Here is a 12,287-nt window from a genome sequence, read left to right on the forward strand (position 1 = left end):
CCACAGGAGCCGTAGCGTTGAAGGCGCTGGTCAAGGAGAAGGCGGAGCCCGGTCTCCGGCTCACGGACGTGCCCGAGCCCGAAGTGGGTCCCGGTGACGTGCTCATCAAGGTCATGCGGACCGGTATCTGCGGCACCGACCTGCACATCCGGGCCTGGGACGGCTGGGCGCAGCAGGCCATCCGCACCCCGCTGATCGTGGGCCACGAGTTCGTCGGGCAGGTCGTGTCCACCGGCCGCGACGTCACCGACATCCGGGTGGGCGACCGGGTCAGCGGCGAGGGCCACCTGGTGTGCGGCAAGTGCCGCAACTGCCTCGCCGGCCGCCGCCACCTGTGCCGCTCCACCATCGGCCTGGGCGTGGGCCGTGACGGCGCGTTCGCCGAGTACGTGGCGCTGCCCGCGTCCAACGTGTGGGTGCACCGGGTCCCCGTGGACCTGGACATCGCCGCCGTGTTCGACCCGTTCGGCAACGCCGTGCACACCGCGCTGTCCTTCCCGCTGGTCGGCGAGGACGTGCTGATCACCGGCGCGGGCCCGATCGGCCTGATGGCCGCGGCCGTCGCCCGGCACGCGGGCGCCCGCAACGTCGTCGTCACCGACGTCAGCGAGGAGCGCCTCGAACTGGCCCGCAAGATAGGAGTGAGCCTGGCGCTGAACGTCTCGGACTCCACCATCGCGGACGGTCAGCGGGAGCTGGGCCTGCGTGAGGGCTTCGACATCGGCCTGGAGATGTCCGGCCGCCCCGAGGCCATGCGCGACATGATCGCCAACATGACGCACGGCGGCCGCATCGCCATGCTGGGCCTGCCGTCGCAGGAGTTCCCGGTGGACTGGTCCCGGATCGTCACCTCGATGATCACCATCAAGGGCATCTACGGCCGGGAGATGTTCGAGACCTGGTACGCCATGTCGGTCCTCCTGGAGGGCGGCCTCGACCTCGCCCCCGTGATCACCGGCCGGTACGACTACCGCGACTACGAGGCGGCCTTCGAGGACGCGGCCAGCGGCAAGGGCGGCAAAGTCATCCTGGACTGGACCGCGTAACCCCCGTCAGCACCTTCGAAGGAGCCCCCATGTTCGACACCGTCCGCGACGACCTCCGCGCCACCCTCGACGAGATCCGCGCCGCCGGACTGCACAAGCCCGAGCGCGTCATCAGCACCCCGCAGTCCGCGACCGTCGAGGTCACCCAGGGCGGCCGCCCCGGTGAGGTCCTCAACTTCTGCGCCAACAACTACCTGGGCCTGGCCGACCACCCCGAGGTGATCGCCGCCGCCCACGAGGCGCTCGACCGCTGGGGCTACGGCATGGCCTCCGTGCGCTTCATCTGCGGCACCCAGGAGGTCCACAAGGAGCTGGAGGCACGCCTCGCGGCGTTCCTCGGCCAGGAGGACACGATCCTCTACTCCTCCTGCTTCGACGCCAACGGCGGCGTCTTCGAGACCCTGCTCGGGGCGGAGGACGCGGTGATCTCCGACGCCCTCAACCACGCCTCCATCATCGACGGCATCCGCCTGTCCAAGGCCCGCCGCTTCAGGTACGCCAACCGTGACCTCGCCGACCTGGAGACCCAGCTCAAGGAGGCGAACGCGGGCGGCGCCCGGCGCAAGCTGATCGTCACCGACGGCGTCTTCTCCATGGACGGCTACGTCGCCCCGCTCGCCGAGATCTGCGACCTGGCCGACCGCTACGACGCGATGGTCATGGTCGACGACTCGCACGCCACCGGCTTCGTCGGCGCCGGCGGCCGCGGCACGGCCGAGCTGCACGGCGTCATGGACCGCGTCGACATCATCACCGGCACCCTCGGCAAGGCCCTCGGCGGCGCCTCCGGCGGCTTTGCCGCGGCCCGCGCCGAGATCGTCGCCCTGCTGCGCCAGCGCTCGCGCCCGTACCTGTTCTCCAACACCCTCGCGCCGGTGATCGCCGCCGCCTCCCTGAAGGTCCTCGACCTGCTGGAGTCCGCCGACGACCTGCGGGTGCGGCTCGCCGAGAACACCGCGCTGTTCCGCTCCCGCATGACCGAGGCCGGCTTCGACATCCTCCCCGGCGACCACGCCATCGCCCCGGTGATGATCGGCGACGCCTCCGAGGCGGCCCGGATGGCGGAACTGCTCCTGGAGCGCGGGGTGTACGTGATCGGCTTCTCGTACCCGGTGGTCCCGCAGGGCAAGGCGCGCATCCGCGTCCAGCTCTCCGCCGCGCACTCCACCGAGGACGTGAACCGCGCCGTGGACGCCTTCATCGCGGCCCGCGCCGAGCTGGCGGGCTGACCCGCACGGCCGCCTTGCGATAATGGCGGAATGATCGAGGCGCGGCGGCTCCACATCCTCCGTGCGGTGGCCGACCACCGCACGGTCACGGCGGCGGCCGCCGCGCTCTACCTCACCCCCTCCGCCGTCTCCCAGCAGCTCACCTCGCTGGAGCAGGAGACCGGCCACCGCCTGGTCGAGCGCGGCGCGAGGGGCGTACGGCTCACCCCGGCCGGCGAGATCCTGCTCAGCCACACCAACGCCGTCCTCGCCCAGCTGGAGCGGGCCGAGGCGGAGCTGGCGGCCTACGGCAAGGGCGAGGCCGGGACGGTCACCGTCGCCGCCTTCGCCACCGGCATCGCCCAGGTCGTGGCGCCCGCCCTGGCCCGGCTCGGCCGGTCGGCGCCCGGCATAGGAATCCGGGTCCAGGACGCGGAGGGCGACGCGAGCCTCAGGATGCTGCTGGACCGCCAGGTCGATGTGGCGGTGGCCGTCGAGTACCGGGGCGCGCCGCCCGCCGATGACCCCCGGCTGACCCATCTCCCGCTGTACGCCGAGCCGTTCGACGCCGTGGTCCCGCTCGGGCACCGGCTCGCCGGCGACGCCGAGGTGCCGCTCGCGGAGCTGTCCAAGGACCCGTGGATCGGCCCGTACCCCGGCAACCCCTGTCACGACGTGGTCGTGCTGGCCTGCGAGAGCGCGGGGTTCCAGCCGCGCCTGGAGCACTCCTCCGACGACTTCCGCGCGGTGGTCGCGCTGGCCTCGGCCGACGCGGGCGTGGCCCTCGTACCCCGCTCCGCGCTGCGCGGCATGGACCTGACGGGCGTGGTCGTGCGGCCGGTGGACGGGGTGGCCCCCACCCGGCGCGTGTTCGCGGCCGTGCGCCGGGGCGCGGAGGGGCATCCGCTCATCCGGCCGGTGCTGGAGGCGCTGGGCGAGGCCGCGGCCGAGGGCTGAGCCGGGGACGTTGTCAGTGCCGGGGGTTACGGTGCGTCGCATGCCGCACGCAGAAGACGTACGCCGTATCGCCCTGTCCCTGCCGGACACGACCGAGAAGACGGCCTGGAGCATGCCCACCTTCCGGGTGGCCGGGAAGATGTTCGCCACGCTCCCCGAGGAGGAGACCTCCCTCGCGGTGCGCTGCCCCAAGGAGGAGCGGGACGAACTGGTGCTGGCCGAGCCGGAGAAGTTCTGGATCGCGGACCACGAGGCGAACTTCGCCTGGGTGCGGGCGAGACTCGCGGCGCTGGACGGCGAGGACGAACTGCGGGACATCCTCGCCGACTCCTGGCGCCAGGCGGCCCCCGTACGGCTGCTGGAGGAGCATCCGGAGCTGGGGGTGCCGCAGGAGCGCTAGGCGCTGACCGCCCGGGCCCCGACGAAGGCGTCGATCCGTTCCCTCAGGCCGCGGGCGTCCAGCCCGTGTGCGGCGAGGTGCTCCTCCAGCGTGCCGTACCGGCGCAGCTCGCGGCGGCCCACGCCGAGACCGAGCACGCGGTGCGGCACGTCGGCAAGGGCCTTTGTGGCGGCGCGGGCCGAGGTGCCGGCGAGGTAGGGCTCGACGAGGACCACGTCGGTGCCGGCCGCCTCGGTGGCCCGGCGCAGGGCCGCCGCGTCGAAGGGGCGGACGGTCGTCGCGTAGAGCACCGTCACGTCCAGGCCCTCGGTCGCGGCGAGCACGGCGTCCAGCATCGGGCCGACCGCGACGACGACCCCGGCGCGGCCCTCGCGCACGGTGTGGAAGCGGGCGCCGTCGACCGGGAGCGGGAGCCGGTTGCGCTGGAGGGAGAGGCGTACGTACACCTTGTCGTCGCCGGCCGCGACGGCGTGCCGGAGCAGGGTCTCGGCCTCGTCGGGGTGGCCGGGGACGTGCACGGTCCAGCCGTCCAGGGTGTCCAGGAGAGCGACGTCACCGGGCGACATGTGGGTCTGCCCGCCGGCCGGCCAGTCGAAGGAGGCGCCCGCGCTGACCAGCACCGCGCCGGTGTCCTGGTGGCCGAGGTCCAGCTTGACCTGCTCGAAGGGGCGCTCCACGAGGAACGCGGCGAAGGTGTGCACGAGGGGCCGCATCCCGGTGAGCGACAGCCCGGCGGCGGCGCCGACGAGGAGCTGCTCGCGGATGCCGACGTTGATCAGCCGGTCGGGGTGGCGGCGGGCGGCGTCCGTGAACGCGTCCCGGCCGATCTCGGCGAGGACGACCGCGACCCGCGGGTCCTCGTCCAGCAGCCGGGAGGCGACGGCGCCGAACCGGTCACGCATGGTTTCCATGATTTCCACGAAGGTGGGCCTTTCTGATCCGGTCAGCGGGCGTTCTTGGGTTCCACCCGGGCGACGACCGCGTGCGGGCGGCCGGGGTGCGGGGCGGTGAAGGCTTCGTACAGCGCGGCGTGGTCGCGTCCGTCGACGGTGGCGGTGGACCAGTTCGCGGCCTCGAACCGGGCGGCGATGCCGCCGGGCAGCGCGTGGCTTGCGGAGGCGTTGTCCACGACGACGGTGTGCAGCCGGTCCAGGCCGGCCGCCCCGGCGTAGGCGATGGCCTCGTGGTTGCTGCCCTCGTCCAGCTCGGCGTCCCCGATCAGCACCCACACGGCCGGCTCGGTGAGCCCCTGCGCCCGCAGCCCGAGCGCGCTGCCGACGGCGAGCGGCAGCCCGTGCCCGAGCGACCCGCTGCCGATCTCGGCTCCCGGCACGAGCACCCGGTCCGGGTGGTGCCCGAGCGGCGAGTCGTACGACCCGAAGCCCGGCAGCCACTCCTCGGGCACGAACCCCTTCGCCGCGAGCACGGCGTAGTACGCCATCGGCCCGTGCCCCTTGCTCAGCAGGAACCGGTCCCGGTCCGGCGCCTCCGCCCGCCCGGGGGTGACATCGAGCACCCGGTCGTAGAGCACCCACAGCACGTCGAGCGTGGAGGTCGCGGCGAAGTCGTGCTTCTCGTCGCCGGTCATCAGGCTCATCAGCCGGGGCAGATCGTCGTAGCCGTGGTCCGCTGTGATCGTCATGTCGACGATCCTGCAACCTCAAGCCCGGTTGAGGTCAACAACCGAGCGGTGCGCGAGCACCGACCTGAGTGCGGTAGAGTTTCCCTGCGCGTTTCGACCAGGGAAACCCCAGGTCAAACAGCATCGGGACGTGGCGCAGCTTGGTAGCGCACTTGACTGGGGGTCAAGGGGTCGCAGGTTCAAATCCTGTCGTCCCGACTGGAGACAGTCGCAGATCAGGGCCGGTTTCGGAGCTATCCGAAACCGGCCCTGATCTTGTTCTGTCCTGTGCCGACCGCTCACGTCTGCTTCGGGTCGTAGAGCAGGACGTAGTCGTAGTAGAGCGGGTCGCCCTCTTCGTCGGTGGGATATTCGAAGCTGCTGTTGTTGGCGAAGCGAAGGCCGAGGGCGGGGACCTCGTCGAAGCCGTAGTCGCTCTCCACGACCTCGTGCCCCCGCGACTCCAGGAGCTGGGCGAGCTCCTCCGACGGTGTGCGGAAGACGTCGACGCCGTCGAGGAGGACCCGGAGGTCCGCGCTCTCCTCGCGGAAGCGCCACACCTCGATGCCGGTCAGCTCCTCATGCCGCTCGGACTCGAAGAGGAGGACGAACTCGAAGTCGTAGGGCTCGTTGACCACGACCCATTTGCCCGGTGGGCGTCCTCCGGCGGGCGCGTGTTCGACGTGTCCCCAGGCGGCTGCCTCGGTCATCGCCTGGTCGAACGGCATTCCGAGCCGGAACGAGGCGGTGCCGACGTGGGGGATCAGCTCGACGTCCATTCCGTCTTCCTCTCTGTCCTCAGTGGGTGCGGTGGTGTGGCCGGCATCATGCCAGCAGCGCGGCCTTGTCGATGGTCCAGCCGCGCTTCTTCAGCATCGCCTGGAGCGGCTTGTTGTGCTCCAGACTCTCCACCATGTCCTTGATGTGCTGGTCGTAGGTGCCGGGGAACTTGGCCTTGATGTCGTCGATGTCCATGCGCATCGCCTCGGTGATCCGGCCCTGGTTGATCAGCGCACGCTGGGTGGCGTGCCAGTTGATGGCCGTGTTGCTCGACCCCGTGCTGTTGAGCTGGGCGTGATGGGCCTTCTCCATGCGGATTGCCGGGCCGTTGTTGACCTTCTGCTTCTTGTGCGGCCGGTTGGCGATGTAGAGCCCCGGTTCCACGATGTCCTTCCAGGACGCCTTGGCCGGGATGTGGTTGACCTCCATCTTCTGGGGATACGGCCTGCCGTTGGCCATCTCGTTCGCCGGCAGCAGGCCGCCGTACCAGCCGCCGATCTGGGTACAGCCCTTGGCTATGAGGCCCTCGGGGTCCATCCACGTGAGCGGGTTGACGACGTACGCGGCAGGGTTCGGGGCCGGGACCAGCCCGTAGGGGTCCTGCGTGATGTAGCGGGCGGAACCAGGGTCGTAGTGCCGGAACAGGTTGTAGTTCAGGTCCGTCTCCTGGTCGGCGTACTGGCCGGGGAAGCGCAGTGGGGTGTACGCCTGCGCGTCGCGGTTCCAGGCAGTCAGGCCCCAGATCGTGGACCGGGCGTACCAGGCGGTCGCCCCGTCCTCGCCGACCAGCTCGACCGGGGTGCCGATGACGTCCGTCACAATCGCGAAGAAACGGCTGGCCGCCTCGTGGGGGCCGACTTCTCCGGTGAGCCTGCGTTCGAGCTGGCAGACCGGCCGCGTCCCCTCGTACTCCCAGGTCAGGGTGACGCCGGTCGTCGAGTCGGACTCCTCGGCGAGCAGCGTGCCGTCCCAGGCGAAGCGGACCGTGCCGGCGATCGTACGGCCGTCCTCACTCATCCGATGCTTGGCGGTACGGCGTCCCAGCGCGTCGTAGGTGTAGCGCCATACGGTGCCGTCCGGGGTGGTGCATGACTTCAGGCGGTCCTCGGCGTCCCAGACATAGCGCCAGGTGTCGGTGGCGCCGGACAGGCGTCGCTTCCGGCGCAGCACTACGCGTCCGGCCGCGTCGTAGTCGTACCGCATGCCGTCCCCGCCCGTCAGGCGGGTGCCGTCGTAACTGCGCTCGCCCCGGCTGTCCGTGTGCCCGGCCTGGTCGGGCCACCAAGCGCCGGTCTGGTTTCCGGCCGGGTCGTAGGTGTACCGCTCGCTCCAAGAGCCGGCGGTGACACCCCGAGGGCGGCCGACGGGGTCGAGGTCGAAGCGGCGCTCCTGTCCGGGCCCGTCCGCGACGGCGGACAGGAAGCCGTCGGCGCGGTAGGTGTAGCTCCGGGACCGCGACGCGCCGCAGGGTCCCGCCACCGACTGCCCGGAGAGACGGCCGTTCGCGTCCCACTGCGACGCGACGGTTACCGGCCCCCAGGCGCGGCGGGTCTCCCTGCCGAGCACGTCGCGGTCGAAGTCGATGGCCCGGCCGCCGCACTCGACCCGCGTCCGGTTGCCCGCGCCGTCGTGGGTGTACGACGTGAGGGCCGCCGTCGGTGTGGTGCGCGAGATCAGCTCGCCGCTCGGGTCGTAGCCGTAGCGCATAGTGCGGCCGTCGACCGTCTCCGCCAACAGCCGTCCCGTCGCGTCCCGTTCGACGGTGAGGGAGGAGGCAGGCGACACGGCCGAGACGAGCCGGTCGGCGTGGTCGTAGGAGTACCGGGTGAGCACACCGGCCGCGTCCTTCTCCAGGACGTTGCCGACGGGGTCGTAGGCGAAGCGGATGTGTTGTCCCAGGGGGGTCGTCCGCGCGACGAGCCGGCCCGCCGCGTCGTACGCGTACGACGCGGTGCGGCCGTCGAAGTCGGTCTGCGACTCGGTGAGGCCGGACGGGCCATACCGGTAAGTCCACTGCCTGCCCTGTGGGTTGCCCACCGAACTGAGGCGCAGCTCGGTGTCGTAGGCGAACGTGTGGCGGGCGCCGTCGGGGTCGGTGCGTGCTGCCAGCTCGTCGAACCACGTGTACGCGAAGCGGGTGACACCGCCCAACTCGTCGGTGTGAGTGAGGCAGTTACCCTCGTCGTCGTACGTCCACCGCTCGCCGGTGCCGTCGGGGGCACCGCGGCGGGTGAGCAGGCCGTCCGGCGTCCAGTCCAGGCGGATGACCGCACCGGCGGGGTCGACGGTCTCGCGGGGCCGACCGAAAGCATCGCGGCGCACCGTGTACACCGCGCCGTGTCCGTCCGCGACCGACAAGGGAAGCCCCAGGGGGTCGTTGACGCGGAACTCCGTCTCACCACCGGGGAAGACGACAGTGACCAGGGCGCCGGCGGCGTCGTGGGTGAACGTGGTGGTCGTGCCGTCGGGGGCCTCGACGCCGGTGCGGTTGCCGCGCTCGTCGAAGGTCTGCCGCCAGACCGTGCCGTCCGGGCCGGTCAGCGCGATGGGCTGGCGCATGGCGTTGTACTCGGTGGAGGCGTGGCGGCCGTCCGGGTAGTGGACACGTACCAGGTCGCCCGCGTGGTCGTAGTCGAATCTGGACACGTGGCCCAGCTCGTCCGTGCGGGCGAGGAGACGGTCGTGGCGGTCCCACTCGAAACGCACCGTGTGGCCGAGGGGATCGGTCTCGGCGACCGTTTGACCGAGCGAGTTGAGCCGGATGACCGTGACGGCGCCCGCGGAGTCGGTGAAGCGGGTCTCGAGCGCGGCCGTGTCGTAGGCGAACCGCGAGGACAGGGCGCCGTCCGGGCCGACCGTCCGCACGACGCGGCCCGCGCTGTCGTAGGCGTAGTGGTAGGCGTGGCCGTTGCGGTCGGTCCAAGAGGTGACGCGGTGCTCGGCGTCGTAGGTGAAGCGCAGCGGTACGCCCGCCGCGCCCGACACTGCGTCCAGGTCGTGGGTGGTGTCGTAGCCGAAGGAGGCGACACGGACGGGGCCTTCGGGTGTGGCCAGGTCGTAGGCGGTTATCCGGCCCAGGTCCGGGTCCCCAGTGATCTGCACCCGGTAGCCACCCTCGTGCACTACCGAGACGGGGAAGCCGTGCTCGTCCCGGTTGAACCGCAAGGCGTTGCCGTTGCGGTCCTCGATCTCGTCGAGCCAGTACAGGCTGCTGGAGGCGTACGGGCTGCCGGTGAACCGCCGGGTCAACCCCGCGGCCACGTCAGTCGTCGCGTACGTGACGGCGCCGAGGTCTGTGCGCTCCACGAAGCTGAGGGCGATCTGCTCACCCTCCAGGGGCAGCACCTCCTCGGCGGGCTCGTGCGGCAGTTGGGGGTAGACCAGCAGGGAGCCGTCCTCCCGGGCCCAGACCGCGCCGTTGCCGATCAGTTCCAGGCGCTCGTCCAGGGGCGACGCCCAACTCGGTCCGAAGCAGCCGCCGTAGTGGTAGCCGGATACATGGCAGCGCCCCAGCACCAGAGCGAGCGCGCCGGGCAGCGCCAGGTCAGTCTGGGTGAGCACCATCTCCCCGCTGGCGACGTCCACCGGGTCGGACTTGCACCGACGTGACTCCATGGCGACGGCCTTCGCGCGGGCGTCGCCGAGGACGTCCTTCATCGAGCCCGGCGGTCGCCGCACGCTGTCGGTACGGGTCCGGGCGCCAGAGCCGTCACGGTCCTCATGGCCCTTGCCGAGAGCCTTGAGCCGGTCTCGGACACCGAGATCCGTCTCCTTCTGTAGCCGAGAGGTCGCTTTGACCCCTTCGGGCAGGGTCTCGGTGATGTGCTTGGCCACCTTGCCGAGCGCCTTCTCCGAGCCTTTCAGCGCGCCGTGCAGAACGCTGTCGAAGGCTCTCGTGAACGGGTCGCGGCCCTTGCTGCGACCGAACGCGCCCTTGGCCCTGCCCAGCGGCGAGGAGGACGCGAGGTGCAACTCGCTGCCGTGCCGGGAGACTTTGCCCGCGCCGCCCTCGAACTCGGTGTGGTCGATGCTCGTGACGCGGGGAGCGCCGTCGGCGGAACCGCCCGCCGAGGCCAGCCGCATGCCCCCGGCATCGCCGTGCCGACCGACTGAGCCGCCGCCCTTGCCGTCGGCGGGCATCGAGAACGCGTCCTCGGCCAGGTCGAACACCATGTCCTCGACCATTGCCTCCAGCTTGGCGTTGATCGGCTCGGTGATCTTCGCCAGCACCTCGTCCACGATGCGGTCGACGGCCTCGTCGATGATCCGCTTGACGACCTGCCGCATCGCCGCGACCTCGGCGGCGCCGATCAGGGCGGACAGACCGCCGGTGACCACGGCCAGACCGGCGGTGATGCCCAACGACCCCGCCATGACGGCGAGCTCGATCTCGGCCTTGGTCTTCATCCCCCAGATGATCTCCGCGAGGACATCACAGGCATCGGCGAACAGCCTTGCCAGTTGCGGCAGTTTCTCGAGCTGACCGGCCTTGACCCGGTCCCAGTGCTTTTCGATGGCCTCGACCGCCAGGCCCTCGGACGAGGCCAGGATGCGGGAGACGGCCTTGTGCGCGTCCGCACCGTGTCCCTCAAAGGCGTCGGCGAAATCCCGCATGGCGTTCGCCATTTCGCGGTAGTCGTCCTCGTCCACATTGGGGAAGTTGATCCCGATGAAATCGAGGACCTCGTCCAGCCAGCCCGGGATCGTGTACCCCATCCGCGCCTCTCCCCGTGAGCGTCGCCCCTGCGATCAAATGCGATGCACGTGCGAGCAAGAACTCTAACGGGTGGGGCTGACAGCAGTGGTCACGTGAGAGCGAGCGTGGCTTCGGCCTCCGCCGGTCGGTCCGTGCGAGGGGCGCGGCGGTGACTCCGCCGCGTCCGCTTCCTATCGGTGACGAGTGAGAGCAGGGGCTTGCCCGGTTCGCAGATCAGGGTGGCCAGGAAGCGTAGCGGGGTGCGGGGTTGCCGGGAGCGTGGTCGGCTCGGGCGGTGACGACTTGGGCAGCCCTCGGGGAATATGGGGGGAGTGGCTTCGCCGAGTACGGTTACGGCCGCTTCCATGCCTCGGAAATGGGCTCAGGCATGGTGCCCCCGCCGGAGCCACTGCGCGTACGACGTAGTCCCCACGCGGGCGTCCGGGGGCGCGATGATGGCGTCGTGGGGGACCTGGCCGAAGAGGCCCGCGTTCTCGTCGACGGTCACCTCGCGGCCGTCGGGGTGGGCGCGGAGGGTGAGGCGGCCCAGGTCGGCCAGGGAGAAGACGTCCGGGCCCGCGACGTTGACGATGCCGTCGCGGGGAGGGGTGGTGGCGGCCTCGGCGAGGGTGTCGACCACGTCTTCGACGGCGACCGGCTGGAGGCGCGTGGTGGGGAGGCGCACGGTGTCGCCCGATGTCGTCCAGGACATGATCGGCTGGACGAAGTCCATGAACTGGGTCGCCCGCACGATCGTGTACGGGACGGGGCCCGCCTCCACCAGACGCTCCTGCTCCAGCTTCGCCCGGTAGTATGCGACGTCCGGCACCTGGTCGATGCCGACGATGGACAGGAGCACCACGTTCCCCACCCCGGCCTGTTCCGCCGCGGTCAGCAGCGTCTCGGTGGTGGTGCGGAAGAACGGGACGGCGGTCTCGTCGAAGCCGGGGGCGTTGATGGTGTTGACGACGGTGTCGGCCCCGGCCAGCGCCTCCGGGACGCCCTCGCCCGTCAGCAGGTCGACCCCGGTGGAACGGTCGTGCGCGGTGACCTCGTGGCCCTCCGACCGCAGCTTCCTCACCAGGCGTGATCCGACGAATCCGCCCGCTCCGACGACGGCGATCTTCATACGAGGGTCCTCTCCGGTCGGTGAAGAAGCGGCAAGAGCCTCAGCGGCAGGCGCTCAGCGGCTCGGCGCGCTCAGCAACTCGGCGCGCTCAGCGGCTCAGCGCCAGCGCGGCGGCCGCCGCCGAGGTGAGACCGGCCGCCGCGCCCAGCGTGTATCCGACACAGCGCAGCCGCAACACGCGATAGCGCTCCTCGTACTCGCTCCGCAGCGACCGGCAGCGGGCCGCGACGCGCTCCAGGTCCTGCTTGGCGCGGCGCAGGCTGTCGGAGACGTAGAGCTGCTCGATCTCCTCGCGCTGCGCCGTGGTGAGCCACTCCATGCGCTCGGCGAAGTCCCGTGCCCGCTGCTCGGCCACCGCGATCGTGGCCTGCCACAGCAGGTACCCCTCGACCTCGTTGCCGAGGCCGGCGCCTTCGGCTTCCTGCCCCGGCAGTCTGGTCATGGTGGTCT

10 protein-coding genes and 1 tRNA gene are annotated in these 12,287 nt (G+C 71.1%); 5 read left to right on the forward strand and 6 right to left on the reverse strand.

Annotated features, from left to right (window positions below; genetic code table 11):
* The first annotated feature begins 17 nt into the window (after positions 1-17).
* From tdh to EV284_RS00595, 4 genes are read left to right on the forward strand one after another with little or no spacing between them, the layout of a single operon-like run.
* Entirely contained in the window at positions 18-1,046 is a 1,029-nt protein-coding gene (tdh, locus tag EV284_RS00580; protein ID WP_130329170.1) for an L-threonine 3-dehydrogenase, read from the forward strand.
* 29 nt (positions 1,047-1,075) lie between these two features.
* Positions 1,076-2,275: a glycine C-acetyltransferase gene (locus tag EV284_RS00585; protein ID WP_130329172.1), complete on the forward strand. Its 1,200-nt coding sequence runs from the start codon at positions 1,076-1,078 to the stop codon at positions 2,273-2,275.
* Between the two features lie 30 nt (positions 2,276-2,305).
* On the forward strand, positions 2,306-3,211 hold the full coding sequence (locus EV284_RS00590; RefSeq protein ID WP_130329174.1) for a LysR family transcriptional regulator: 906 nt from the start codon (positions 2,306-2,308) through the stop codon (positions 3,209-3,211).
* Between the two features lie 40 nt (positions 3,212-3,251).
* Positions 3,252-3,611, forward strand: a complete 360-nt coding sequence (locus EV284_RS00595; RefSeq protein WP_130329176.1) for an MmcQ/YjbR family DNA-binding protein — start codon at positions 3,252-3,254, stop codon at positions 3,609-3,611.
* Here EV284_RS00595 and EV284_RS00600 read toward each other — a convergent pair.
* The gene (locus tag EV284_RS00600; RefSeq protein WP_130329178.1) at positions 3,608-4,522 is read right to left on the reverse strand and encodes a transketolase C-terminal domain-containing protein; all 915 of its coding nucleotides are present in this window, start codon (positions 4,520-4,522) and stop codon (positions 3,608-3,610) included. The two genes, EV284_RS00595 and EV284_RS00600, sit on opposite strands and share 4 nt — an antisense overlap.
* A 32-nt stretch (positions 4,523-4,554) precedes the next feature.
* Positions 4,555-5,253, reverse strand: a complete 699-nt coding sequence (locus EV284_RS00605) for a transketolase (RefSeq protein ID WP_130329180.1) — start codon at positions 5,251-5,253, stop codon at positions 4,555-4,557.
* Between the two features lie 124 nt (positions 5,254-5,377).
* On the opposite strand from EV284_RS00605, the gene EV284_RS00610 reads away from it, so the two are divergent.
* Positions 5,378-5,451 (forward strand) — tRNA-Pro (locus EV284_RS00610).
* Between the two features lie 80 nt (positions 5,452-5,531).
* On the opposite strand, the gene EV284_RS00615 is transcribed toward EV284_RS00610, so the two are convergent.
* From EV284_RS00615 to EV284_RS00630, 4 genes are all read right to left on the reverse strand, one after another.
* Positions 5,532-6,011 carry a hypothetical protein gene (locus tag EV284_RS00615; RefSeq protein WP_130329181.1) on the reverse strand — a complete coding sequence of 160 codons (480 nt, stop codon included), beginning with the start codon at positions 6,009-6,011 and terminating at the stop codon, positions 5,532-5,534.
* 46 nt (positions 6,012-6,057) lie between these two features.
* The gene (locus EV284_RS00620) at positions 6,058-10,728 is read right to left on the reverse strand and encodes a DUF6531 domain-containing protein (RefSeq protein WP_130329183.1); all 4,671 of its coding nucleotides are present in this window, start codon (positions 10,726-10,728) and stop codon (positions 6,058-6,060) included.
* Positions 10,729-11,090: 362 nt separating this feature from the next.
* Positions 11,091-11,837: an SDR family oxidoreductase gene (locus EV284_RS00625; RefSeq protein WP_130329185.1), complete on the reverse strand. Its 747-nt coding sequence runs from the start codon at positions 11,835-11,837 to the stop codon at positions 11,091-11,093.
* An 88-nt stretch (positions 11,838-11,925) separates the two neighbouring features.
* Positions 11,926-12,279: a cytochrome C oxidase subunit I gene (locus tag EV284_RS00630; RefSeq protein WP_130329187.1), complete on the reverse strand. Its 354-nt coding sequence runs from the start codon at positions 12,277-12,279 to the stop codon at positions 11,926-11,928.
* Between the last annotated feature and the right edge of the window lie 8 nt (positions 12,280-12,287).

Origin of the sequence: Streptomyces sp. BK022, assembly GCF_004217355.1 — a bacterium.
In the GTDB taxonomy this organism is placed as follows: Bacteria; Actinomycetota; Actinomycetes; order Streptomycetales; family Streptomycetaceae; genus Streptomyces; species Streptomyces griseoluteus.

Bases quoted from the DNA above. Each gene is read 5' to 3' on its own strand.
- EV284_RS00585 (WP_130329172.1), top strand. From the start codon at position 1,076: ATGTTCGACACCGTCCGCGACGACCTCCGCGCCACCCTCGACGAGATC.
- EV284_RS00590 (WP_130329174.1), top strand. From the start codon at position 2,306: ATGATCGAGGCGCGGCGGCTCCACATCCTCCGTGCGGTGGCCGACCAC.
- EV284_RS00595 (WP_130329176.1), top strand. From the start codon at position 3,252: ATGCCGCACGCAGAAGACGTACGCCGTATCGCCCTGTCCCTGCCGGAC.
- EV284_RS00600 (WP_130329178.1), bottom strand. From the start codon at position 4,522: ATGGAAACCATGCGTGACCGGTTCGGCGCCGTCGCCTCCCGGCTGCTG.
- EV284_RS00605 (WP_130329180.1), bottom strand. From the start codon at position 5,253: ATGACGATCACAGCGGACCACGGCTACGACGATCTGCCCCGGCTGATG.
- EV284_RS00615 (WP_130329181.1), bottom strand. From the start codon at position 6,011: ATGGACGTCGAGCTGATCCCCCACGTCGGCACCGCCTCGTTCCGGCTC.
- EV284_RS00620 (WP_130329183.1), bottom strand. From the start codon at position 10,728: ATGGGGTACACGATCCCGGGCTGGCTGGACGAGGTCCTCGATTTCATC.
- EV284_RS00625 (WP_130329185.1), bottom strand. From the start codon at position 11,837: ATGAAGATCGCCGTCGTCGGAGCGGGCGGATTCGTCGGATCACGCCTG.
- EV284_RS00630 (WP_130329187.1), bottom strand. From the start codon at position 12,279: ATGACCAGACTGCCGGGGCAGGAAGCCGAAGGCGCCGGCCTCGGCAAC.